10 protein-coding genes and 1 tRNA gene are annotated in these 26,067 nt (G+C 69.9%); all 11 read left to right on the plus strand.

What is annotated here, in order from left to right; translation table 11 throughout:
- The first annotated feature begins 152 nt into the window (after positions 1-152).
- The 11 genes from BUR94_RS06595 to BUR94_RS06645 all read left to right on the plus strand — a co-directional run bounded on the left by BUR94_RS06595 (position 153) and on the right by BUR94_RS06645 (position 26,054).
- The gene (locus tag BUR94_RS06595; protein WP_139301235.1) at positions 153-653 is read left to right on the plus strand and encodes a hypothetical protein; all 501 of its coding nucleotides are present in this window, start codon (positions 153-155) and stop codon (positions 651-653) included.
- 128 nt (positions 654-781) lie between these two features.
- Positions 782-1,537, plus strand: a complete 756-nt coding sequence (sufC, locus tag BUR94_RS06600) for a Fe-S cluster assembly ATPase SufC (RefSeq protein WP_074255430.1) — start codon at positions 782-784, stop codon at positions 1,535-1,537.
- On the plus strand, positions 1,537-2,844 hold the full coding sequence (gene sufD, locus BUR94_RS06605) for a Fe-S cluster assembly protein SufD (protein ID WP_074255431.1): 1,308 nt from the start codon (positions 1,537-1,539) through the stop codon (positions 2,842-2,844). The genes sufC and sufD overlap by 1 nt, the downstream gene beginning before the upstream one ends.
- A 12-nt stretch (positions 2,845-2,856) precedes the next feature.
- Positions 2,857-3,378: a YIP1 family protein gene (locus BUR94_RS06610; RefSeq protein WP_074255432.1), complete on the plus strand. Its 522-nt coding sequence runs from the start codon at positions 2,857-2,859 to the stop codon at positions 3,376-3,378.
- Positions 3,375-3,983, plus strand: a complete 609-nt coding sequence (locus BUR94_RS06615) for a YIP1 family protein (protein WP_074255433.1) — start codon at positions 3,375-3,377, stop codon at positions 3,981-3,983. Before BUR94_RS06610 ends, BUR94_RS06615 begins: the two co-directional genes overlap by 4 nt.
- Positions 3,976-5,196, plus strand: coding sequence for a cysteine desulfurase (locus BUR94_RS06620; RefSeq protein WP_074255434.1), 1,221 nt, complete (start codon positions 3,976-3,978; stop codon positions 5,194-5,196). The genes BUR94_RS06615 and BUR94_RS06620 overlap by 8 nt, the downstream gene beginning before the upstream one ends.
- 87 nt (positions 5,197-5,283) lie before the next feature.
- Positions 5,284-5,360 (plus strand) — tRNA-Arg (locus tag BUR94_RS06625).
- Positions 5,361-5,599: 239 nt separating this feature from the next.
- On the plus strand, positions 5,600-6,115 hold the full coding sequence (locus BUR94_RS06630; RefSeq protein WP_074255435.1) for an invasion associated locus B family protein: 516 nt from the start codon (positions 5,600-5,602) through the stop codon (positions 6,113-6,115).
- Positions 6,112-7,626 (plus strand): ShlB/FhaC/HecB family hemolysin secretion/activation protein, encoded by a 1,515-nt coding sequence (locus BUR94_RS06635; RefSeq protein ID WP_074255436.1) that lies wholly within the window; start codon positions 6,112-6,114, stop codon positions 7,624-7,626. Before BUR94_RS06630 ends, BUR94_RS06635 begins: the two co-directional genes overlap by 4 nt.
- Positions 7,627-7,666: 40 nt before the next feature.
- The gene (locus BUR94_RS06640) at positions 7,667-8,212 is read left to right on the plus strand and encodes an invasion associated locus B family protein (RefSeq protein ID WP_074255437.1); all 546 of its coding nucleotides are present in this window, start codon (positions 7,667-7,669) and stop codon (positions 8,210-8,212) included.
- A gap of 58 nt (positions 8,213-8,270) precedes the next feature.
- The gene (locus BUR94_RS06645; RefSeq protein WP_074255438.1) at positions 8,271-26,054 is read left to right on the plus strand and encodes a leukotoxin LktA family filamentous adhesin; all 17,784 of its coding nucleotides are present in this window, start codon (positions 8,271-8,273) and stop codon (positions 26,052-26,054) included.
- Positions 26,055-26,067: the final 13 nt, after the last annotated feature.

The raw sequence follows: 26,067 nt of genomic DNA on the forward strand, positions 1-26,067 counted from the left end.
CACAGTGGTGCAACCGTGGGATCCGGCGCAAGTCCAGCCTTCAAGCTGCCCACGTTTTTTGACGTATCAACCAAAATCCTGCCTCAATCCCGCGGTAAACACTTTGTTAACGCAAAGGACCGACGCAGAGGCAGCGAGTTCCCATGGCGAGCATGGACACGTTCAACGACCGGATCTCCCGGATCAGCAAGGGCAAGCAATGGGCGCCCGACGGCGTGGTGCATTCTCCCGTGCAGATCACTCGGCGCAAGGGCCGGAACGGCCCGGTGGCGCGGCTCTTTCACACCATTTCGCTTCCGATGGCCTTTGCGCTCGGCCTGCTGGCCATGGCCGTGGCCCGCTACGCCCGTCTGGCGGTGAGCGGCGTGCCCGAGGGCGGGCAGGTGCTCACCAGCACGCTGGCGGTCGATGCCCTGATGGCGCTGGTGGTCAGCTTCCTGCTCTGCCAGATCGTCCAGATGCGCTCGGTCGCGCAGGTCGTGGTCTCGGTCATCGGCACCTCGGTCGGGGCGCTTGCGATGCACATGCTGGTGCACCGCGCACCAGAGACCTTCGCCCAGTTCTTCGGCCCGGCCTGGGTCAATGCGGTGCTGGCCACGACCGATCCCAACATGGTGCTCTACGGGCACCTGTTGCAGCGTCTGCCGGTCTAGGCCGCCAGGCGCAGGCCGCAGGGCAGCCATCAAACCCGTCTCATCCGGCCGCCGCTCCGGCGCGGTCCCTCACACCCCCGGCAGCCTTCTCGGCGGCCGGGACATCCGTCATGCAAAGGTAAGAAAAAATGCTCGAAATCAAAAACCTCCACGTCGAACTTGAAGAAGAGGGCAAACCGATCCTCAAGGGCGTCGACCTCACCGTCGAAACCGGCAAGGTCCATGCCATCATGGGCCCCAACGGCTCGGGCAAATCCACGCTCTCCTACGTGCTCGCGGGCCGCGAAGGCTACGCGGTGACCGAAGGCTCCGCCGTGATGGAAGGCGTCGACCTGCTGGACCTCGAGACCGAGGAGCGCGCCGCTGCCGGCCTCTTCCTCGCCTTCCAGTACCCGGTCGAAATTCCGGGCGTCAGCAACATGACCTTCCTGCGCACCGCCGTGAACGCCCAGCGCAAGGCGCGCGGCGAAGAGGAGATGAGCGCCACCGACTTCCTCAAGGAGGTCCGCGCCAAGGCCGCCTCGCTCCAGATCGACGCCGAGATGCTGAAGCGCCCTGTCAACATGGGCTTTTCGGGCGGCGAGAAGAAGCGCAACGAGATCCTCCAGATGGCCATGCTGGCCCCGAAGATGTGCATCCTCGACGAAACCGACTCCGGCCTCGACGTGGACGCCATGAAGCTGGTCGCCGAAGGCGTGAACGCCCTGCGGGATGCGGGCCGCAGCTTCCTTGTCATCACCCACTACCAGCGCCTGCTCGACCACATCAAACCCGACGTTGTGCACATCATGGCCGATGGCCGCATCGTCAAGACCGGCGGCCCCGAACTGGCGCTGGAGGTCGAGTCCAACGGCTACGCCGACATTCTCGCGGAGATGGCATGATGGCTGCTCCCAACCGCAAGGAGGCCATGGCCGCCGACCGGCGCGCCCAGGCCCAAGCCCGGCTCGCCGCAACGCCGATGCCCGCCGTCTCCGGCTGGTCCGCCGCGCCGCGGGAGGCCGCCCTGAGCCGCGTCATCGACCTCGGCCTGCCGCATCGCCGCGACGAGTACTGGAAGTTCACCGACCCCACCACGCTCAGCCAGCCCGAGCCGGTGGAGGCCGCCACCTTCGACCCGCAGGAAAGCCTGATCTTCGGCGCTGTCGACAGGCTGCACCTCGTCTTCGTCGATGGCGTCTTCGATGCCGAGGCCTCCGACAGCCTTGAGGGCGAGGGGATCGAGATCGCCCGGCTCTCCGAGGCCGAGGGCGCCGACATCCATTGGGCACAGTCCGTCTACGGCGTGCTCGAGGCCCGCGGCCAGCAGCCCGTCGCCCGCCCGCTCGCCGCGCTCAACACCGCGCTCGCCAGCGACGGCATCCTGATCCGTGCAACGGCCCGGGTCTCCAGGCCCGTGCACATCACCTACCTGCACCAGCAGGTGGCCTCCGACGCGATCCTGCATCACGTCGTCAAGGTCGAGCCCGGCGCCGAGCTGACCCTGCTCGAGAACGGCCCCGCCGCCGCCCGGTTCAACAAGGTGCTCGAGGTGGATGTGGCCGATGGCGGCACCTTCCACCACATTCGCGCGCAGGGCCGCGACCACGAGCGCCGCGCGGTGAGCCACATCTTCGCCCGCCTCGGGAAGGAGAGCACCTTCAAGAGCTTCACCCTCACGGTCAACGGCGTGCTCACCCGCAACGAGGCGGTGATCGAGTTCACCGGCGACGACGCCGTGGCCCATATCGCCGGCGCCTGCCTCGGGGATGGCAGCTTCCACCACGACGACACGGTGTTCATCACCCATGACGCGGTGAACTGCGAGAGCCGGCAGGTCTTCAAGAAGGTGCTGCGCAACGGCGCCAAGGGCGTGTTCCAGGGCAAGATCCTGGTGAAGGAAGGCGCGCAAAAGACCGACGGCTACCAGATCAGCCAGTCGCTCCTGCTCGACGATGACAGCCAGTTCCTCGCCAAGCCGGAGCTGGAGATCTACGCCGACGACGTCGCCTGCTCCCACGGCTCGACCACCGGGGCGATCGACGAGGACGCGCTTTTCTACATCCTGTCGCGCGGCATCCCGCGTGCCGAGGCTCAGGGCCTGCTGGTGCTCGCCTTCGTGGCCGAGGCCATCGAAGAGATCGAAAACAAGGATCTCGCCGGCGAACTGACAGAGCGCCTCGCCGCCTGGCTCCATCGGCATCGCCGCTGAGGGGCAGGGTCGATGGCGGTGACCACCAACATGCTGGCCAGCTGGCGCGCGCCGCGCGCCACGCTGCGCCGTATGCTCGCCGCCGGTCCGCGCGAGGACCGGGCGCTGATGCTGCTGATGGCGGGCTGCCTCGTCATCTTCGTCGCGCAATGGCCCCGGCTGGCGCGCGACGCAGAGCTGCAGACGCTGGGCGCCGAGGCCGAGCAACCCCTGCAGATGCTCATCGGCGGCACCCTCCTGGCCTGGCTCTTCATCATGCCCATCGTCTTCTACCTCCTTGCCTGGCTCTCGCACCTGGCCTGCAAGCCCTTCGGCGGGCGCGGCACCGGCTACGGCGCCCGCCTCGCGCTGTTCTGGACGGTGCTGGTCGTCTCGCCGCTGATGCTGCTCTACGGCCTGACCCGCGGGTTCATCGGTGACGGGGCGGAGGCCACGCTGGTCGGTGCCGTGGTCACGCTGGCCTTCCTCGTCCACTGGGCCCTCTGCCTCACCGAGGCCGAGTTCGGCCCCTCCGCCGGGGAGGCCCGCGCATGAGCCAACGTCCCACCTTGCTGAAACTGCTCGAGCTCTCCGCCCGCCGCCCGCAGGAGGCCATGCAGACCGTGAAGGCCATGCAGCTTTCGTCCCCCGTCGCCTGGCAGGTCTTTGCCCTGGTGCTGGTGATCGAGCTGATCTTCGCCCACATCCTCGGGCTCCTGCTCGGCCCGGTCGAAACGCCCGAGGGCGCGCTCGGTCCGGCGCTGGCGCTCAACCCGGTCCTGCTCGGCGCGATCCAGGGCTGCCTGCTGATCCTCATGGTCTTCGGCATCCACTGGGTCGGCCGCGCCTTCGGCGGAACCGGGCGGCTGGAGGATGCGATCCTGCTCATGGCGCTGCTGCAATTCGCGCTCATCGTGCTCCAGGCATTCGAGATCCTGCTCATCGTCATCGTGCCGGCGCTGGCCGCAGGCGTGCTGCTCTTCAACATCTTCGCCTTCTTCTACCTGCTCACCAGCTTCACCACGGCGCTGCACGGCTTCACCCGGCCGCCGCTGGTGTTTCTGGGCATCCTGCTCACCGGCCTCGGTGCCATCTTCGCCCTGTCGATCCTGCTCGCCATCATCGGCGTGACCATCCCCGGAACCCCGCCAAATGTATGACGTCTCCGCCATCCGCGCCGACTTTCCGATCCTCGCCCGCGAGGTGAACGGCAAGCCGCTGACCTATCTCGACAACGGCGCCTCGGCGCAAAAGCCCCGCGCCGTGATCGAGGCCGTCACCCGTGCCTACGAGAGCGAATACGCCAACGTCCACCGGGGCCTGCACTTCCTGTCCAACCTGGCGACCGACAAATACGAGGCCGTGCGCGGCACCATCGCTCGTTTCCTCGGCGCCAAGGACGAACACGAGATCGTCTTCACCACCGGCACCACCGAGGGCATCAACCTCGTCAGCTACGGCTGGGCTGCGCCCCGGCTGGAGGCCGGCGACGAGATCGTGCTCAGCGTGATGGAGCACCATGCCAACATCGTCCCCTGGCACTTCCTGCGCGAGCGGCAGGGCGTGGTGCTGAAATGGGTCGAGCCCGAGCCCGACGGCAGCCTGCCGGCGGAGAAGGTGATCGAGGCCATCGGCCCGCGCACAAGGCTCGTCGCCGTCACCCACATGTCCAACGTGCTGGGCACCGTCGTCGACGTGGCCGCCATCTGCAAGGCCGCCCGCGAGAAGGGCGTGGCCACCCTGGTCGACGGCTCGCAGGCGGCGGTGCACATGCCCGTCGATGTCGAGGCGATCGGCGCCGATTTCTACGCCATCACCGGCCACAAGCTCTACGGGCCCTCCGGCTCCGGCGCGATCCACATCCGCAAGAGCCGCATGGCCGAGATGCGCCCCTTCATGGGCGGCGGCGACATGATCCGCGAGGTCGGGCGCGAGGCGGTCAGCTACACCGACCCGCCGATGAAGTTCGAGGCCGGCACGCCCGGCATCGTCGCCACCATCGGCCTCGGCGCCGCGCTCGACTACATGATGACCCTGGGCATGGAGAACATCGCCGCCCACGAGGCCCGAATCCGCGACTACGCCCGCGAAAAGCTCTTCGGCCTCAACTGGCTCACCGTGCAGGGCGACGCGCCTGGCAAGGGGGCGATCTTCTCCTTCACGCTGCAAGGCGCGGGCCACGCCCACGACATCTCCACCGTCCTCGACAAGCGCGGCGTCGCCGTCCGCGCGGGCCACCACTGCGCCCAGCCGCTGATGGAGCACCTCGGGGTCACCGCCACCTGCCGCGCCAGCTTCGGGCTCTACAACACCGAGCCAGAGGTCGACCGCCTCATCTCGGCCCTCGAGCTCTGCCACGACCTCTTCGCCTGAGCCCGGACCTTTCGCGCCGGGCAGGGCAGGGGCCCGGAAATTCCCGATTGCGGGGGCCGGACTCGCCCGCTATACGAGGCGCCACGCGGACCCATAGCTCAGCTGGATAGAGCGCTGCCCTCCGAAGGCAGAGGCCAGAGGTTCGAATCCTCTTGGGTCCGCCAGATCATCCCCATCTCCCACGCTGGTCCGTAATTCGCGTAAATCGCGCCTGAATCGGTTGACCCAGAGGCATCTCTCGGGGCTTACTGCTCGGGAGTTGCGAACAAGTTCATGATTTACAGCACTTTATGCCGGGCCGCGCTTTCGGCCTGAAGGGCGTGCCGCAACCACTACCGCGCGGCGGCCGCACCAAATCGCAAGGGGAGGCGCCGGGGTTACAGGCGCCTGAAGGGAGGCGCAGATGCGCTTGGGTTCAAGGCAGGGTGCCGCCGTGAGGGCGCGGTTCCTTGCCGTTTGCTGGCTGGCAGGGCTCGCGATCGGCGCCCCGCTCCATGCCGCCGAACAGACCTTCACCGACTGGCGCGTGGACTGCCCCGACGATGGGCGCGCCTGCACCGCCTCGACCACCAGCTTCGCCGAAGACCGCACCTGGCTCTCGACCCTGCGCATCCAGCCGGGCGCGGCGCAGGCGGATCTGCCGGTCCAGATCCTCGTGCCACCGGGCGTGCACCTCGCGTCGGGCCTCTTCGTGGCCGTGCCCGGCCTGCGGCTGGCCGAAGCGACCTACCTGACTTGCACCAACCAGGCCTGCGACGCCCGCGTGAGCATCTCCACCCGCCAGCTCGCGGGCTGGAAGCGGGCCCGCGCCGCCCGGCTGCGCTACCGCCCCTCGTCGACGGCGCCGCCAATCGAGTTCGACGTCTCGCTGATGGGCCTGACCGCGGCCTTGGGCGCCGCCGCGGAGGCCAGCCGATGAATCGCCTCGTCGCCGCCCTGCTGCTCGCGCTCGGCCTCTGCGCCAGCCCGCCCGCCATGGCCCAGAGCTTCCGCATCGAGGGCGTGGCGGTCGAACCCTCCGCCTATCTCCATCCCGACGTGATCGCCGATGTCACCGGCAAATACGTCAAGCGCCCGATCACCTTTGCCGATCTCCAGCAGATGATCGCCGAGATCAACGGGCTCTATGCCGCCGCCGGCGTGCCGACCGCGCAGGCGGTGTTGCCGCCACAGGTGGTGAGCGACGGCATCCTGAAGGTCTCACTGGTCGAGGCCGAGATCGAGGAGGTGGAGTTCGTCGGCCTGCGCAACACCTCCGAACGCTTCCTGCGGCGCAACATCTCGCTGCCCGCAGGGGCCAAGCCGGATTACGACCGGATCGAACGCGACCTCCAGGTCTTCGACATCGCCCACGACATCTCGCCCCGGCTCAGCTTCGGGCCGGGCAGGGCAGTGGGCACCACCCGCGCCATCGTCACCGCCGAAGAGCCCAAGCGGTTCAGCATCACCGCCTCGGTCGACAACTTCGGCCGTCCCGAAACCGGCGAAGCCCGCGCCACCCTCTTCGGCCGCTGGTCCTCGGTCACCGGGGTGCGCGATACCCTGTCGTTCCAGCTCCAGGCCTCGCAGGGCGCAAAATCGGCCTCGCTCGGCTATTCGCGCCCCGTGGGCACCGGCGGCGGGCGGGTCGTGGCGACGCTCAGCTTCGCCCAGTCCGCCATCATCGGCGGCGAGTTCACCCCGGTCAGCATCGTCTCCGACTCCCTCGGCGGCAGTCTGTCGTATCGGCGGCCTGCCTGGGTCCGGCCCGATCGCTACTGGCTGCTCGAGGGCGGCGTCACCTTCGACAGCACCGAGTCCACCATCGACGGCCTGACCTTCGCCGATGTGCGGCTCTGGGATGCGTTTCTCACCGCCCGCTACAACCGCCGGTATGACCGCGCGATCCTGGGGTTCAGCGCCGGGCTGCGGATCGGCCAGGCCGAGGCGCTCGGCACCTCCGAGACCGAGGGCAGCTACTGGCTGATCTACGGCGAAGGCACCTACGCCCGCCCGATCAACGACCGGTTCATGTTCAACGGCGCCCTGCGCTACCAATATGCCCACGGCCAGAACCTGCCCGTCGCCCGGCTCTTCACCGTGGGCGGCGTCGGCACCCTGCGCGGCTATCCCAACGATATCCGCGCGGGCGATTCCGGCGTGCTGGTCAACCTCCAGGTCTCCACCCGCAAGCCGATCACGCCCCGCACCATGCCGCGCTGGAAGATCAGCCCCTTCGCCTTCGTCGATGCGGCGCTGGTCGTGCCCTACCGGGTCGACGGCGGCATCGACGGCGAGCAGGATCTGCTGGCCTCCTTCGGGGCAGGGGCCTCGGTGGCGGTCGGCAAGGCCAACGTTCTGGCCGTGGTCGGCGTACCGATCAAGGACACCCTCGGCTTCGACGAGGCCGGCAAACCGAGGTTCTATCTCGGTCTCGATTACAGCTTCTGAGGCCCCCGATGCGTGAAACGAAAACATGGATGCACCACCGATGACCCACCTGGCCCCCTTCGCTCTCGCCCTCGCGCTCTGCCTGCCCTGCGCCACGGCCACCGCACAGGAGGCGACCGAGACCGCGCCCGAGGCCTCCGGGGAGGTCAGCAACAACACCGCCTTCGGCGACTGGATCGTGAGCTGCGAGGCCGTGACCACCCGCAAGACCGCCTGCAGCCTGGTGCAGGAACAGCGGCTCAAGGAGGGCGGCCAGCTGGTCGCCCGCTTCGTTGCCCTGCCGGTCTCCGACGGGGCGATCCTGCTCGCCCAGGTGCCGATGGGGGTCTACCTGCCGGGCGGGGCCGTCTATCGTTTCGCCGGCAACGAGGCGCTGGAGCAGCGCGAGATGATCTGGCAGCGCTGCGCCGAGAACGTCTGCGAGGCCGCCGCGCCGCTGAATGAAGAGGAGCTGGCCGTCTTCGCGGAGGAGGAGGCGCTGCTCTTTGGCTTCCGCCCCGCCGCCGAGGGCGAGCCGGTGATCCTGCGTGTCGACATCAGCCGCTTCGCCGAAGCGGTCGAACAGCTGCGCGACAGCGCGGGCTGAAGGAGGCGGGCGCAGGAGAGTTTTCCGCGCCCGAAACGAAACTGAAGGGGCGGTAGCCATGACCAGCCAGAGCGAACGGACAATCGGGGCAGGCGCCCCTGCGCGGGCGGGGGCCCTGCGCTGGCCCGGCACGCGCCGCGCCCTCGCCGGGCTGCTCGGCACGGTCTCCTTCGCCGCCATGCAGGTGCTTCCGGCCGCGGCCCAGGTGGTTCCGGTTGCCGGTAGCGGCACCACCGTCTCTGCCCCCTCCGGTGCCGTGACGGTCGAAACCTCCAACGTCCGCAGCGGCACCGCCTACAACCAGTTCGAGAGCTTCAACGTCGGTGCCAGCACCACCGTCGACCTCTACCAGCCCGTCAATGCCACGGCCCTGGTCAACATCATCCGCAGCGGCGGCGGCCCCTCGCAGATCGACGGCACGGTCAATGCCCGCTGGGGCCTCCCCGGTGCCAGTGTGATCGGCGGCAACGTCTATTTCGTCAACGCCGACGGCTTCGTGGTGTCGAGCTCCGGTGTCATCAACGCCGGCCACCTCACGCTCACCACGCCGACCACCGGCTTTGTCGACGACCTGACCGCCGAGGCCAACGGCAATGTCGTCATCGGCTCGCCCACGCAAACCCTCTTTGCCGGCGGCGAGCCGCTGAACCCCAGTGCCGAGATCGAGATGCTGGGCGAGATCAACGCCTCCCGGCTCGACATGCGCGCAGGCCTCAGGATGATCGCCGACGGCCGCATCAGCGTGTCGACCAGCGCGTCGACCGGCCGCATCGACCCGGCGGTGAACATCCAGGGCGTGCCCACCGCGGGCGGGGTCCAGATCGGCGCGGGCGGGGTGATCCGGCTGGTGTCGGGCGGGGCGATGGAGGTGCGCGGCCAGGTCAGCGCCAAGGGCGACACCGCCGGGCTCCTGCCGCACGGCGGCCTCGTCGAAGGCATTGCCGGGGGCGAGCTCACCCTCGGCGGCGGCATCGACGTGAGCAACGGCGCGGGCGACGCGGGCTCGGTCATGATGTTCACCACCGGCTCCGCCGTGATGGAGCCCGCCCTCGACATCACCGCAAGCTCCACCGGCGGCGCGGGCGGCTTCTTCGCGCTGCGCGCCGTGGGCGACGTGCGCGATGCGCAGGGTGCGATCAACACCGGCAGTGGCGGTGAAGGCTTCATCCTGGGCGAGAACGTCACCGTCACCGGCAACCTCACCACCGGCGGCGGCTCGCTCGGCATTCGCGGCACCCGCAAGGTCACCGTGGCCGAGAACGCCGCCATCTCCACCCGCGCGCCCGGCGCGGCCGATCCCTTCCTCGGCGATCCGGGCACCGGCGCGGCGGGCGACCTCGTCATCTCCTCCCGCGAGATCGACGTGCAATCGGGCGCGATCCTGCGGGCCGACAGCGCCAGCGCCGACGGCGGCGGCTTCCTCGGGCTCATCGCGCGCAACACCAACACCGGCATCGCCTGGGCGATCAACCCCGAATCCGAGGTCGCCAGGGTCACCATCGACAGCGCCAGCCTCACCGGCGGCGCGGTGGTCATCAGCGCCGTGGCCAAGGCCTCCAACAGCCTTGGCGCGATCGACGAGGCCGTGGAGGCCACGCAGGTCGAGGAGATGGAGGCCGCCACGCCCGAGGCCCAGTTCGAGCAGATGCTGGAAGACACGCTCCTCACCGTCACACAGGTCTTCGAGCGCGGCATCACCACGCTGAACGGCCTCGTCCCGGTCCAGGTGCAGGTGCTCACCGCCGACGCCAGCGTCACCATCTCCGACAGCGACATCACCGCCAACGGCAACTGGCACCCGATCAGCGCCAGCGTGCAGAACGAAACGCCCGAATTTGCCTCCAACGGCTATCTCCAGAGCGATGGCCTGCGCGAGGACGAATACGAGTTCCTTGCCGCAAGCTCCTGGTTCGACACGCTGCTGGGCGACAACGCCTACCAGATGCGCCTCTCGCTGCCCTCGGTCTTCGACGGCACCAGCGACAGCCTTGTGATCCATAGCCACGCCGAAACCGCCCTGTCGATCTCGCCCCTGGCCTACGGCCTCGGCGTCTCGGTGGCCTCCACCGATACCAGGTCGCAGGTCAGCATCTCGCAGTCCGACCTCGCCACCGAGGCGGGCAACATCCGCCTCGCCTCCACCGCGCTCGAGAACCACACGGTCAACATCGCCGCCAAGAAAATCGCCAACGGCGCGGGGGCGGTCGCGGTGACCGTCCGCAACCTCGCCAACCAGCTCGTCGTGGATGGCGGCTCCATCGCCAGCGCCGGGCGGCTCGATGCCGGGGCCTTCACCGGCCGCACGCTCTCCACCAGCACCGTGGCCAATTCCGGGGCCGAGGGCCGGCTCGCCGTGGCCGTGGTGGTCGATATCTCGCAGGGCCTCACCGAGGCAGCACTCGGCGGCACCGTCACGGCGGCCGGCGATGTGGCCGTCGAGGCCGAGACCCTGTTCTTCGATGTCAGCCATGCCACCACCGCCACCATGGGCCTGGCCAACGTCCAGCGGGCAATCAACAACCACCGCAACAACAACAACGGCGTCACCAGCTTTGCCAATGCCCTGCGCAACAGCTCGTCGGGCAGCACGCCCGACCCCAACCGCAAGCCGCATTTCGGCCTCGGCGTGGCGGTCAACCTGCAGCTGTCGCACGACACCACCCGCGCCACCATCGGCGGCAGCTACCACGACTTCGCCGACCATGCCGTGACCCTCGCGCTCGACCCGACCAGCGTCACCACCCCGAGCGGCGCGGTCACGGTCAACTCCGCCTTCCGCTTCGCCGATCGCGGCTTCGAGGGCGGCGGCGGCTTCACCCGCTCCACTTCGGCGGCCTTCGGCAAGCTCACGCTGGCCCTGCAATACATGGTCACCCGGCATAACAACAATCCGGCCAACGCCAACGACCAGGTGACCGAAGACGAGCTTCTGGGCCGCTTCTCCAACGCCCTCATGCTCAACGTCTCGCTCTCGTCGATGGTGGGCGAGACCACCGCCGAGATCGGCGCCAACGCCACCGTCAACGCCGCCTCGCTCGACGTGAACGCGCTCACCCGCTACCCCAACACCAATCCGGTGGAGTCTCTGGTCAACCAGTGGGAAACCTACGTCGATCAGGTCACCACCTACGAGCCTGTGCAGGACGCCGGCGCTCCCAATCCGCCCGAGCCCGCCGCACCGCCCGCGCCCGACCTCGCCGGCTTCATCGACATCGTGAACCCGCTCACCTACCTGACGACCGACAGCAAGGCCAAGGGCGAGGCCCCCGTGGCCGATGACCGTGTGGTGGTGCCGGGCGAAGAGCAGCAGCTCGCCATCGGCCTCACGCTCACCTACTTCAACACCGACAACACCACCGAGGCGGTGATCCGCGAGGGGGCACAGGTCACGCTCTCCTCCGAGGCCAGCGTGACGGCACTTCAGGAGGCGCTCTTCCTGCATGTCACCAACCTGCCAAAGAAAAACCCGCTCGGCGGCACCGCCAAGGTGAACGACAGCATCGGCGGCGGCATCCACTTCGGCCGCACCGTCAGCGACGTGCGCGCCGAGATCGAGTCGGGCGCCGCCGTCACCGTCACCGCAGGCGATCTCGACGTCACCGCAACCAACCGCAACATCGTCGCCAGCCTCGCCTATTCCGGCGGGCAGGGCTCCGACGTGGCGGTCAACGCCTCCATCGCGGCCCAGGTCAACGAGGTCGATACCCTGGCCCGCATCGGCGAGGCCGCCGAGGTGGTGGCCCAGGACGTGCGCATCACCGCCACCGACAATTCGGTCACCTGGTCCTCCGCCGGCGCGATCACCGGCTCCGAGAACGTGGGCGTCGGCGCCTCGGGCGTCTTCAACTTCAACAGCCGCACCATCTGGGCCGGCATCGGCCCGGCCAACCGAGAGGCCCCGCTCTCCGCCGCCTCCGTCACCGTCGTCGATGCCGACACGCTCACCATCCTCGCCGAGAACAACGCCACCGACATCGCCGTGGGCGTCGCGGGCACCAAGGTCGTCGGCAAGCCCGACCCCGAGCCGCAACAGTCGCCGCCACCCAACGACGAAGACGATGACATGATCATCCCGACGTGGCTCTTCGACGACGAGGAGAACGACGCCGCCGCCGCGCAGCAGAACGTCTCCACCCCCGCCGACCAGGAGGGCCAGCAACAGCAGTCCGGCTGGGCCGTCTCCGGCGCGGCGGTGCTGAACCTCACCCTCGACAGCGAAACCTCCGCCGAGATCCTCTCGGCCAACCGGGTCGCCCTCTCCGGCGATCTCACCCTGACCGCCCGCAGCAACGCCACCAGTGTCAATGTCGGCGGCGCCGTCTCCGCCGGGCTCGGCGCGGACAAGGATACCAATGCGCTGGCCGGAGCCTTCGCCATCCACGTCGAAGACCGCAAGCTGCGCAGCCGCATCGTGGGGGCCGAGATCGAGGCGGGCAACGTCACCCTCAAGGCCGAAGACCTCGCCACCGTGGTCAACATCGCCGTCGGCGGGGCAGGAACGTCGCGCGGCGACATCGCGCTCGCGGGCTCCGTCGCCTGGGCGCATATCGGCGGCGAAACCACCGTCGAGCTGCTCGATGCGCAGATCATCTCCGCCGCGCTCGTCCTCGACGCCGACGACACCTCGACCACCGTGAGCGTCGGCGGCGCCGTGGGCATCAACATGGATGCCACCCAGGGCTACGGCGTGGGCGTCGGCGTGGCGGTGAACACCATCAACCGCAGCGCGCTGGCCAAGGTCGGCGGCACGGGCTCCGTCACCACCGGGGCCCTCAGCCTCACCGCCGACAGCACCCAGTCGATCTACGCCTTCGCCACCTCGGCGGGTGTCGGCAAGACCGGCCTCGCGGGCTCGATCTCCGTCAACACCATCACCGGCGGCGCCAGGGCTCATGTGCTCGGCACATCCGGGGTCAACTTCGGCGTCAGCGCCGACAGCGTGCTGATCGACGCCCTCGAAACCAACACCATCTTCGCCCTCGGCGGCGCGCTCGCGGGCGGGCGCAGCACCGCCGTCGGCGGCGCGCTCACCGTCAACGTGGTGACCGACGGCACCGAGGCCCGGCTCGACCATGCCAGCGTCTCCGGCAACGGCGGTGACCTCGGCGCCGTCACCCTCGACAGCGACAGCACCAGCACGATCACCACCATCGCCGTGGCCGGGGCCGCGGCCCTCGATGGCAATGCCGCCGGCATCGGACTTTCCGTCAACGAGATCACCGCCGGAACCCTCGCCTCGCTCGAGGGCTCCACTGTCACCGATGCGGCCGTGATCCTCGCCACCGCCGACGGCGCCCGGACGATCCGCAGCCTCGGCGGCGGTGCGGCGGCCTCGGGGCGGGGCGCGGCAGGGGTCGCGGCCACCGTCAACCTGCTGCTCGGCAACGACACCAAGGTGGTGCTCGACGGCGCCACGCTCTCCACCCGCGATGGCGGCGCGCTCACCGCCACCGCCACGGCGGCCGGCGAGATCGCCTCGCTCGCGGTCGGCCTCTCCGCCTCGCAAGACACCTCCATCGGCGGCGCGGTGACGGTCAACGTCACCACGGCCCAGACCGGCGTTTCAGCCACCGCAGCCTCGCTCACCGCCGATGGCGCCCTGGCGCTCTCGGCCACCGACAGCGCCACCATCTCCAGCCTTGCGGGCGGAGCCGCGCTCTCGGTCGGCGGCAACGGCGTGGGCGGCGCGGTCGCGGCAAATTTCATCGCCCACGATACCAGCGTGGTCGCCAACGGCGGCAGCCTCACGGGCGAGGGCATCAGCCTCTCCGCCGGCAACACCGCGCTGCTGCAAAGCATGGCCGTGGGCCTCGCGGGCGGCAGCTCCAACGCCGTCTCCGGCTCCATCGCCATCGGCGACATCGGCAACACCACCCGCGCCCAGGCCGCAGGAACCACCCTCGCGGGCGGCAGCGGCGCCATCTCGGTCACCGCCACCCGTACCGGCGACATCGACATCCTCGCAGGCAGCGCGGCGGTCGGCGGCACCAACGCCGTCGGCGCGGCCCTCACCGTCGCCACGCTTCACGGCGGGGTCACCGCCGATGTCATCGCCAGCGGGGCCGTCACCGGCAGCGCGCTCGGCGTCTCCGCCAGCAAGACCGGCACCATCGACGCGCTGGCCGTGGCCGGTGCCGTGGGGACAGGCGGGGCAGGCGGCGCGGGATCGCTCGTCTACACCCAGATCGGCCGCCCCGGCACCTCCGGCCCCTCCGTCGAGCCGCTGCCCGGCGGCGACCCCGACGAGGACCCGCTGGGCGATGGCCAGCAGGCCGTGGCAGAGGCCCGCGACGCCGCCATCACCGACCTCGCCAGCACCCTTGCCGGCACCACCTCCGTCACCGCGGGCGACCTCGCTCTCGCGCTCGATACCGATGACGTGGTGCGCGCCCGCGTCGAGCTGACCGGCCCCGCACCCTCGCTCCCCGCGCTGACCCTCACCACCACCGACACCGCCGAAACCCGCTCGCTGGCGGGCGCGGTCGGGGTTGGCGTGTCCTCCGCGGGGTTCGGCGCAGGCATCGCCGTCAACCTGCTCTTCGGCAAGGCCGAGTCCGAGCTGATCCTGCCGGCGGGCGAAACCGCCACCGCCGCTGGGGTCGTCACCCTGACCACCACCCAGACCGGCACCGTCAGCACCGCAGGTGTGGCGGGCGGCGGCGGCGGCTCTGTCGGCGGCGCCGGCTCGATCACCGTCAACGTGATGAACCGCCAGGCCTCGGCCCGCATCGCCGGGGCCTCCGCCGACGACGGCACCACCCTCGCCACCAACGGCGGCAACGTCGCGCTCTCCGTCACCCAGGGCGGCACGATCTCTTCGCTCGCCGGCTCCGTTGGGATCGGCGCCAACGCGGGCTTCGGCGGGGCCATCGCCGTCAACGTCATGTCCGACGATGCCGCCGCGACGGTTGAAGACATCACCGTGACCACCGCCTCCGACGCCGCGCTGCCCGCCAGCCCGCTCGCCGGTGCGGGCGCGCTCTCGATCTCCGCAGACCAGACGATGACCCTCGGCACCCTCGCCGCCGCCGTCGCGGGCAGCGGCACCGGCGGCTCCTTCGCGGGCTCCATCGGCGTGAACATCGCCGATGGCGAGGTCACCGCCACCCTGCGCCGCGCCACCGCGCGCGCCTCCGCAGTTACCGTCGAGGCCAGCGCCACCCCCACGCTCACCGGCATCGCCGGGGCGATCTCGGGCAGCGCCACCGTGGCGGCCGGGGTGGGCATCGTCACCAATGTCACCCGCCAGACCGTGCGCGCCGATGTCGACAGCGCCACGGTGCGCGCCACCGGCGCCGTGCAGGTGCGCGCCAGCGCCACCGGCACTTTTTCGGGCAATGCTATTTCCGGCGCGGGTTCCGGCACCGCCGCCGTCACCGGCTCGGGCATCGGCAACTCCGCCGAGAACACGGTCGAGGCCCTGGTGCGCGACACCGACACCGTCGCCACCGGCCTCGACGTGGGCAGCGATATCGCCACTTCCGGCTCCGTGCTGATCGCGGCGCAGGCCAGCAACACCATTTCGCTCCTTGCCGGCACCGATGAAACCCCCGGCATTTCGGTCAACTTCGCCGGTGGCGGGGTTGCGGGCGTGGGCGCCTCCGTCACCGTCAACACTCTCGCCAACAAGGTAAAATCCGCCATCGAAGGCAACACCTCTGTGATCGGCCTCGGCTACACCGGCGTCTCCCACAACGGCAGTTTCGACTACGGCGTGACCGTGGCCGCCGACGCCGCCAGCACCATTGACATGGTCACCGCCAATGGCGCGGTGGGCGGCGTGGCGGGCGTGGCGGCGCTCTTCAGCTTCAACCTGATCGACGACAGCGCCCGCGTGGTCGTGGGCGAGACCGGGCAGGGCACTCTGGTGCGGATCAACCCCGATGCCGCCGGCCTCGCCGCCCAGATCGGGGTCGAGACCGCCGCCCCGATCCAGGACACCCGTCTGCGGGCCGCCACCTCCGGCGATGTCACCGCCGTCGTCGCCAACGTCGCCATCGGCGGCAAGGCCGGGGTCGGTGCGGGCTCCGGCAACACGCTGGCCACCAGCCTCTCCGAGGTCGCCGTCGGCGAGGCCCTGCTGGAGGCCCGAGACGACATCACGCTCGACAGCAGCGCCACGACCAACCTGGAAACCGTCACCCTCGGCCTCGCCGGCGGTTTCGTCGGCGTCTCGGCCAATGCCTCGGTCAACCGGATCGGCGCGCAGGCCCTCGTCACCCTCGACGGGGCCAGCCTGGACGCGGGCGATGATCTGCGCATCAAGGCCCTGGTCGACAGCGACAGCTTCGGCCTCGCCGGTGCGGCCTCGGGCGGGGTCGTGGGCGCCTCGGGCGGCGTGCAGGTCACGCTCTTCGACTCCACCTCCAAGATCTCCGTGGGCGGGGGCACGAGCAGCCGCAGCGGCGGGCTCGACTCCGGCCGGGATATGACCCTCGAGGCCGAAACCGACCTCACCGCCAGCGGCAACGCCGTCTCCGGTGCCGTCGGCGGGGCCGCGCTGGCGCTCGCCGCCAATATCTCGCTGATCGAGGCCGAAACCGCCGTCGATATCGGCGCCGGCCAGACCCTGACCTCGCAACAGGCGCTCACCCTCCGCGCCAAGGACACCGCCCTCATCACCTCCCTCGCCGGATCGGTCGGGGGCGGGGCGCTCGGCGTCGGGGCCTCGCTCGATTACGTCAACTTCGCCGGCACCACCCGCGTCTCCGTCGGCGAGGGCGCGCTGCTCGAGGCCGATCCGGGCGCCACAGGCCTCTCCAACCCGCTCGGCTCCAGCCAGAACCTCACCATCGAGGCGCTCTCCCGGCGCGACGTCTCCAGCTCCGTGGTCGCCATCGGCGCGGGCGGGCTCTCCTTCTCCGGCGCGGTCTCCATCGTCGAGATGGGGGCGCATGCGCAGGACGAGCAAGACGACAAGCGCGGCGAGTTCCTCGCCGATGCCCAGACCGAGCTCGGCGCCGGGCAAGACGGCGACAGCGGCAAGACAGGCGACGAGAAGAAGAGCACCGCCGGGCATCTCGTCACCCTCGCGGGCGGCGACAGCACGCAAAGCCGCATCGTCTCCGCGCGCCAGTCCATCGATCTTGTCGGCGCGCCCGGCGAGGACGTGGTGCAGGTCTCCATCGCCGATGACGCCCAGCTCCTCAGCCGCGGCTCGATCGACCTGTCCGCCTCCGCCACCACCGCCGTGACCCAGCTCGCGGGCGGCGGCTCGGCCAGCCTCTTCGGCGGGGCCACCAGCGGCATCGCCGTGGCCAATCTCGCCACCGGCGCCACCATCGAGGTCGGCCAGGACGCCCGCCTCGCCGCAGATGGCCGCGTCAGCCTCACCGCCGAGAACGGCGAGATCACCGGCCGCAACATCATCGACAGCCAGGCCGCGACCGTCGCCGCCTCGGCGGGCTACAGCGCCGGCGTCGGCGTCTCGGTCGCCACCCTCTCCGGCCGCTCCGCCGTCTCGGTCGGGCGCGGCACCGACATCACCGGCCTCCGCCGCAGCCGTGCCGCCGAGGTGGACCTCTCCGCCGACCGCAGCGGCACCGTCAGCACCGATACCTTCAACCTCTCCGTCAGCATCGCCGGCGGCGTGGGGGTGGCGGTCTCGCACGCCAGCAACACCGGCACCTCCGCCATCGAGCTCGGCACCGGCACCGGGGCCGAAGACCTGCGGATCCGCGCCGCCACCGTCGATGTCGCCACCTCCGACAGCTCCCGCGTCACCGCCTCCGGCGAGGGCAGCTCGGGCGGCATCGCGGCAGGGGTCAACTCGGTCGTCATCACCGCCGACGGCGAGAGCAGCGCACTTCTGACCGCGGTCAATACCGATATCCGCGGCACCACCGTCACGCTCGCCAACGAAAGCTCCGCCTCGGCCCGGGCGGAGGCGCGCGGCATCGCCATCGGAGCCGTCGCCATCGGGGCGGGGCTCGCCACCGCCAACATGGGCTTCACCCTCGACACCGACGTGAGCGCCACGATCGATGCCACCACGGTCACCCTCGCCACCCGCATCATCAAGGGCAGCTTCGATCACGCCAGCGCCACCGCCGCTTCCACCTCCGGCGGCATCCTGGCGGGCAACGGCGCGGTGGCCTCCGCCTTCGCCTCCTACGATGTGCGTGCCGCCTACGCCGGCAGCTACACCGCCGCCGACTTGCTGACCTTCGACACCAGCGCCTCTTCCGTCACCACCCACGCCCACAGCACCGGGCGCGCCGGCGGCGCGGTGGCCATCGGCCTCACGATCTCCAGGGCCGGGCAAGACCTCACGCTGCCCGCCGCCGACCGCCCCGCCAGCGTCGCCACCGCGATCAACGGCGCCACGCTGGAGGCCGACGAGGTGGTGATCGCCACCACCAACGCGCCCAATGCCAGGGCCACCTCGGATTCCGGTTCCGGCGGCCTCGTCTCCGGCTCGGGGGCAGAGACCTACGTCACCCTCGACACCGCCACCAGCACCACCCTGGGCGAGACCGGCGCGGTCGGCATCGAGGCCGACACGCTGCGCATCTCCTCGGGCCAGGCGGCCACGCTCGGGAGCAAGGTCAACACCGTCAGCGCGGCGGCCGTCGGCAAGTCCGGCGCGCTCTCCGACACCGACCTCACCTCCGCCGTCACCACCCGGATCGGCGGCCTGTCGGTGATCGAGGCCAGCAATCTCGACCTCGCCGCCACCACCGCCGTCGACCGCCCGCAAGACGCGTTCAACGTCCAGTCCGGCTCCGGCGGCGCGCTCGACATTCCGGCGATGCAGAGCACCGTGAACGTCAGCGCCACCACCGATCTCGCCCTCGATGACGGCGCCCGCCTCATCCAGACCGGCGTGCTCGGCAACAACCAGTTCTTCCGCATCGGCACCTTCACCGACATGTCGCTGACCGACCGGCAGAAGCTCGACGCCGGCGGCGCCGTCGCCATCCCGATCGGCAACAGCCGGGTCAGCGTGGACCGCAACGATGCCACCGTCAGCATCGGCGCCGCCACCGTCACCAGCGTCGAGGATGTCACGCTCTACTCCGGCGGCGACGCCGCCCTGAAAGCCGAGGTCGACAGCACCTCCTACGGGCTCGCGGGCGCGGCAACCGGCCAGTCCTACGCCACCTACAACGCCGACAACCGCGTCGAGGTGGGCAACGGCGCCCGCATCGAGGCGATGAACGACATCCGCATCCAGGCGGGCTACAGCGCGCGCCAGGCCCAGTCGGTCAACGTCGATGCCGAAACCCGCGTCTTCAACAAGACAGCCGTCCCGATCCCGACCGACCCGGTGGCCGACGCCGCGGCGCTGACCACCTCCATCGTCGATATCCAGCTGGGCGCCGAGGTCATCGCCGTGCGCGATGTCTACCTTCTGGCCGAAGAGGGCAGCCGCGATATCGTCGGCTACGGGCGCGGCAAGGATCTCTACCGCGAGGTGCTGGCCGAGCTCGGCTCCGCGATCAACGAGGCCTTCGGCGGCGAGCCGGTCTCGCTCGACATCGAGAGCGGCACCTCCACCAACAGCTCCAACGACGGCATCCTCGTCAACGGCTACGTCCGCGCCGGTTCGCGCAACCGCCAGGTGCTCGTCCTCGACGAGAACAACCAGCTCGCCAACGCCTCCACCGGCGAGGGCTACACCGACGACATGGCCGAGGGCATCGAATATTCCATCCGCGAAGACGTGCTGCTGACCAGCGAGGTCCAGAACCGGATCAACCTGCTGAACGGCCTCATTGCCGACCCGACCCTGAGCCAGGATGCCGCCGCCGTCGCCGCCTGGACCGCCGAGCGCGACCAGCTCGTCGCCCGCGCGGCCACCCTGAGCGGCACCGCCGACTTCATCGACCTCGAAGACATCATCGCCGCCGAAGGCAACATCATCCTGCGCGCCGACTACGTCCACGGCGAAAACTTCACCGGCACCCTCGACGCGCCCGGCGACGCGCGGATCATCGTCTATGCCGACAGCGATGCCTTCATCAACACCAAGGCGATGATCATCCCCGAAAACGCCGGCGGGCGGATCACCTTCAACGATGTCACGGTGACCACACCGGCCGATATCACCGCGCTCTCCGACCCGCTGCGCCCCGGCCCGAGCCAATACACCATGATCTCCGGCGACCAGGCGGGCGAGCCCCTGATCGAGGTGGTCACCTACGGCTCAGGCTCGATCATCGTGGGCGGCAACATCTACAACCCCGACGGCATCGCGCGGATCAACTCCAACTTCGGCGACCTCGACGTGCGCGGCGACATCTCCGCCAGGACCGTGCAACTCAGCGCCGGGCGAGACTTCATCCAGGGCTTCACCCTGGGGTTCAGCGAGGTCGACGGCGACCCGCGCGAGATCTACGAAGGCTACTTCGAGTCGGTCGAGGACCTGACCCGCTACGCGATCTTCGCAGGCTACGACATCACCGCAGACGAGGGCGGCGAATTCTCTGTCGACATCGGCGGAGCGGCCTTCCCGCTCGGCACTCTGCCCGACTTCGAGCTCGCGCCCCGCCGCGGCCAGATCCGCGCCGGCCGCAACGTCTACATCACCGCCGACAAGCTCAACATCAACGGCCTGATCCAGGCCGGAACCGGCAGTTACACCGTCGATATCGGTGCCGGTCTCGACGCCGACATCGCCGCCATGGGGCCGCTCACCGGCACCGTGCTGCTCTACGACCCGGCAGAGCCCGTAAACGATCTCGTCGTGCGCAACCCCAACATCACCAGCAACGTGAAGGTCGAGTACGATCCCTTCGGCACCGACGCCGATGGCAATGTCACCGGCCGCATCGTGATCTCGCCCATGGTGGTGCAGGGCGGCATCGTCGAGCTGACCGGCGAGATCTTCTCCACCGGCGGCGGCGAGATCCGCTCGCTCGACGGCTTCGGCAACGTCACCGTCACCAGCGCCTCGGCCATCCCGATCGAGCTTGGCCGGGTCGACCTCGGCGAGCTGGGCGATCTCGGGCAGGGGCTCGAGGGTGTCGTCCGGATCACCGACACCTCCCGCACCACCACGGGCGGCGACTTCCTCATCACCGAGTTCCGCCGCATCGGCACCCAGTTCCGCGAGCTGGACAACGAAACCTTCGACACGCTCCAGATCGACCTCGACGGCGACAGCATCACCGACGTGAGCCGGATCGTGCCCACCAATGTCGTGCTGGCCACCAATGCCGCCTCCGGCCGATCCGGCACCTACCAGCCGCGCCAGAACATCGACCTGGTCATCAACCGCTCCGAGGCCGTCAGCCAGACCTCCAGGAAAACCCAGACCGACTTCTACTTCTGGGTGCCGCTCAGCGAGTCGATCGAGTCCAAGAGCGGGCCGGTCAAGACCACCGAGCTCGACCCCGAGGTCACCACCGGTCTCAACGGCGTCTACCTCGCCGCCCGCGATCCCTCCGCCACCTACACCTACCGCTTCGAAGGCGAGAGCTTCAACAACACCACGGTCACCCAGAACTACGCGACAGACGACAAACGTGTCATCGGGATCGGCGACGTCGTCACGACCTGGGACAGCGTCCACACCGCCACCCATCTCTACAGCCACCGCCTGAAGGCCGACTACGGCGTCAAGATCACCTTCGACGGCGCCGACAGCGGCGGGCTCACCGTGGTCAACACCGGGGGCATCGCCCTGACCGGCGCGGTGAACAACCGCGTGGGCGACAGCACGATCACCTCGCTCGCGGGCTCCGTCGTCACCTCCGACGCCTCCGTGCAGCTCACCCTCGGCAACCTCGACGTGAGCGCCCTCGGAGGCCGCATCGACGGGCTCTCCACCGCCTTCCGCGTCGACCAGAGCGCAGGCTCCGTGCTCAACGCCATCGCCCTTGACAGCATCGACATCCGCGAACTCGACGGCGACATGACCCTGGGCGAGGTCCGCACCACCAACCGCACCTCCGCCACCGGCACCGGGCTGAACGGCCAGGTGAAGCTGCAGGCCGAAGGCTCGATCCTTGCCGAAAACGGCAGTGCGCTGGTCACCGGCTCCAGCATCGAGCTGCGCTCCACCGATGGCGGCATCGGCACCTCCGGCCAGTCGCTGCGCATCCACGAGGATGGCGCGGCGCTGACCGCCCGCGCCCGCAACGACATCTACATCGAGGAAACCACCGGCGATCTCGGCCTCCGGACCGTCACCTCCGACACCGGCAGCGTCGAGCTTGCCGCCAACGGCGGCGCGATCCTCGACCGCAACGACATCGAGCTGCGCGACAGTCGCACCGAGGCCGAGCTGGCCGAACTCTGGCTCACCGACCTCGAGCTGACCGACGCCGACGCCTCCGGCCGCCGCCTCGCCCAGACCGAGGCGCTGAAAGCCGAACGCGAGCGCACCTACCAGGAGTACTGGGCCGCCCGCACCGCCGCAGGCGACGCGCCCCGGAGCTTCACCCTCGACCCGGCCACCGCCCAGGCGCTGCTCGACGGCGGCTGGACCCAGGCCCAGCTCGACGCCTACATCGCCGAACGCGCGGCGCTCTACGCCACCTGGAACGGCGAGGCCGCCTACGATCCCGACTTCGAGTATCTGCTCTCCATCGACGAGCAGGTTGCCGTCACCGACGGCATCGAATGGTCGGTCGATGAGCTCAACGAATGGGTCCGCGCGGGCCTGATCCGCGGCACGGGCGACACCAACGTGCGGATCGAGGATCCCAACGTGAGCGCGGCCGGGGACATCACCCTGATCGCCCGCGACGCCGTGGGCGAGCTGCTGCCCGACTTCGTGCTCGGCACCGACCGCGCCGAAAACCTGCGCGTCCTCTCCACCGCCGAGCGCGCGGATGTAACCATCGACGATGTCACCGGCACCGTCACCGTCCGCCAGGCCGAAGACGTGAACTTCGCCTTCACTCGCGTCGATGTGAACGGCCATGCCGAGGGCAATCTCCGCGTGACCTCCGCCGGGCAGGATATCTTCCTCGCCGCCGAAACCGCCGTCTCCATCGCCGATATCACCACCACGGCCGACATCTCCATCCGCACCGATGGCACCGTGACGGACAACCGCGATGGCACCGCCGCCATCACCGGCTCCGCGATCATCGTCGAGAGCGGCAACACCGCCTCCATCGGCACACCCGACGACCCGCTCACCGTCAACATCCTGCCCGGCGGCTCGCTGATCGCCCGCTCCGGGATCGACGTGAACCTGCACGCCATCGGCGACATGCCCCTTCAGGAGATCTTCGCGGGCGGCCGCGCCCGGGTCACCGCGCTCGGTGCCATCACCGACGATGCCGCCACCGGCGCCGTCCGCGTCCGCGCCGCCGACCTGCTGCTCTCCGGCACCTTCGTCGGCACCGCGAGCACGCCGCTCGTCATCGAGATCACCGCGTCCGCGACCGGCGCGCTCGACCTCACCGCCACCTCCGGCGATGCCTTCGTGACCGCTCAGGGCGACCTGCCGCTGTCCTCCGCCTCGATCTTCGGCGGCGGCGCCCTCGTCACCACCGGCGAATTGGTCCTGCAAGGCAGCGACACCCTCCGCTTCGGCTCTGCCGCCACCCTGTCGCTCTCCGCCGCCACCGGCATCGACGTTGCCGCCGCCACCGGCCTCGACATCACCGGCGGCACCCTCGACCTCACCACCGGCGGCCCCGTGGCGGGCGCGGGCAAGCGCCTCGCCACCGCCATCTCCAGCCTCTCGATCACCGCGACCGGCGATCAGCCGACGCCGGTCTTCCTCGGCGAGCAGGACGATCTGCACATCGCCACCGTGACCCAGACCCACGAGGACGCCGACACCGACATCGTCGCCGGCGGCACCACCTCCATCGGCACCGTCGACAGCGCCGCCGAGTTCCGTCTCTCCGCCGGGGCCATCACCGAGGGCCGGATCATCGCCGAGCGCACCGCCCTGGTGTCGGAGGGGGCCATCGGCGCAACCTCCCGGCTCGACATCACCACCGGCCGCCTGCTGGCCACCAGCGAGACCGGCTCCATCACCCTCGGCCTGCGCGACCGGGCCACCGCGATCGAGCAGATCACCGCCGGCGGGGCAGGGGCCATCGACCTCACCGCCACCGCCGCCCCGCTGACCCTGCTCGCCGGGCCCGGCATCACCACCGAGGGCGGCAGCATCACCGCCGATGTGACAAGCCTCGATGCCTCCGCCAACATCCTGTCGACCGGCGGCGCGGTCACCCTGACCACGGCCAGCCACTTCACCCAGAGCGCCGGCACCCGGCTCGACGCCGGCAGCGGCACCATCGCGGCCACCATCGGCACCGACATGCAGGTGGCGCAGCTGGTCACCACCAACGCCAGCGCCGACGCCCTGCGCCTCACGGTCGATGGCACGCTTTCCGTCGCGCCGGGCCAGACCGCCACCAACCTCGTCGCCAATGCCCAAGGCGCGCTGACCACCCTGCGCCTCGGCGCCCTCGCCCCCACCGGCCCGGACGGGCTGAAGATCCAGCTCGCCGAGCTCGACGCGGTGATCGACACCGGCGACACCCACCTCAACGAGGCCGATGGCATCATCCTGCGCTCCATCGAGGGCACCGACGGCCTGATCGACATCTTCACCGGCGGCGACACCACCGTGCAGCGCCTGGTCGGGGCCGCGGGCGCGCCGCTGATCGTCTCCTCCTCCGGCGGCAACATCCTCGGCGAGGATGCGGTGCTCTCCGGCGGCGACCTGCGGCTCTTCGCCTTCGGCGGCGCCCTGGCCGGCACCACGACCGATACCTTCACCGCCGACACCGCGGAGGGCGCCACGCTGCACCTGCTCGCCCGCGACGACCTCCGCTACACCGAAACCGCGGGCGACCTGCGCGTGGGCTTCGCGCTCTCCGATACCGGCGACCTGGTGCTGAAGGCGCCCACCGGCGCGATGGAGCTGGGCGTGCTCGGCGCCGACGGCGCGCTTGCGCTCGAGGCGCAGGACAGGCTCACCGTCAACATCATCGGCCGCGCCACCGTGGACCTCGCCGACGAGGTGGCCCTGCAACTGGTCGAGCCGGGCTACTACGGCCTGCGCGAGGCGGCCTCGCCCGATACCCTCTCGCTCACCGCCTTCAACACCGGCAGCGAGATCTACGCCGGCCTTGTGAACGCCAAACAAGGCATCGGCCTCTTCGCGGATGACCTCGACGTGCACCTCTACGACGCCACGGCGCCCGACGGTCTGGACCTCGTGATCACCGACTCCACCGGCGATTTCGCCGATACCGTCGACGTCCAGTCCATCGGCGACGGCCCGGTCCTCTTCATCGCCGACTACTTCGCCGATGTCCGCCCCCGCACCGCCGGCCGCGACCGCTCCGAGGGCTGGCTCACCCTCAGCTACGGCCGCATCGGCACCGGCCAGCTCACCCACGCGGGCCCCGCGCTGATCGGCCAGGATGTCACCATCGACGGCGACGTGTGGTTCCGCCAGCGCAGCTTCGACATGCTGGCCCAGGTCGAGTACGACCAGCTCTCCACCGTGGCCGACGTGCAGGTTCTTGCGATCAACGAGGGCGCCATGACCTTCGGCATGAGCAACGAGATCATCCTCGTCACCCACGATCCCACCTCGCCGCTCGACGGCTCCGGCGGCACCGTGCTGGTGCTCAACCGCCGCCTCGGCGGGGTCGATCTCAACGGCGGCCAGGGCTTCGGCTTCGGGGTCGGCGTCGACACCGACATCCTCGCCTTCCCCTTCACCTTCAGGGGCACGCGGCCCGGCGTCACCTACCCCGAGAACCTGCGCCAGATCGACGAACAGCAGGGCACCGAGGGCTTCATCCTGCCCGGCTTCATCACCAGCGGCGACACCGATGAAAACGGCGATGTCTGCATCGTCCGCTACAGCCAGGAGCCCTGCCTGGAGCTGTCGATGAACATCGAGGCCGACTGAGAACACCCGCGCC

The organism is Vannielia litorea (genome assembly GCF_900142295.1).
Classification (GTDB): Bacteria; Pseudomonadota; Alphaproteobacteria; order Rhodobacterales; family Rhodobacteraceae; genus Vannielia; species Vannielia litorea.

What these genes read in the sequence shown, in the direction of transcription:
- BUR94_RS06645 (WP_074255438.1), top strand. Translation starts at nt 8,271, where the DNA reads ATGACCAGCCAGAGCGAACGGACAATCGGGGCAGGCGCCCCTGCGCGG.
- sufC (WP_074255430.1), top strand. Translation starts at nt 782, where the DNA reads ATGCTCGAAATCAAAAACCTCCACGTCGAACTTGAAGAAGAGGGCAAA.
- BUR94_RS06620 (WP_074255434.1), top strand. Translation starts at nt 3,976, where the DNA reads ATGTATGACGTCTCCGCCATCCGCGCCGACTTTCCGATCCTCGCCCGC.
- BUR94_RS06640 (WP_074255437.1), top strand. Translation starts at nt 7,667, where the DNA reads ATGACCCACCTGGCCCCCTTCGCTCTCGCCCTCGCGCTCTGCCTGCCC.
- sufD (WP_074255431.1), top strand. Translation starts at nt 1,537, where the DNA reads ATGGCTGCTCCCAACCGCAAGGAGGCCATGGCCGCCGACCGGCGCGCC.
- BUR94_RS06630 (WP_074255435.1), top strand. Translation starts at nt 5,600, where the DNA reads ATGCGCTTGGGTTCAAGGCAGGGTGCCGCCGTGAGGGCGCGGTTCCTT.
- BUR94_RS06615 (WP_074255433.1), top strand. Translation starts at nt 3,375, where the DNA reads ATGAGCCAACGTCCCACCTTGCTGAAACTGCTCGAGCTCTCCGCCCGC.
- BUR94_RS06595 (WP_139301235.1), top strand. Translation starts at nt 153, where the DNA reads ATGGACACGTTCAACGACCGGATCTCCCGGATCAGCAAGGGCAAGCAA.
- BUR94_RS06635 (WP_074255436.1), top strand. Translation starts at nt 6,112, where the DNA reads ATGAATCGCCTCGTCGCCGCCCTGCTGCTCGCGCTCGGCCTCTGCGCC.
- BUR94_RS06610 (WP_074255432.1), top strand. Translation starts at nt 2,857, where the DNA reads ATGGCGGTGACCACCAACATGCTGGCCAGCTGGCGCGCGCCGCGCGCC.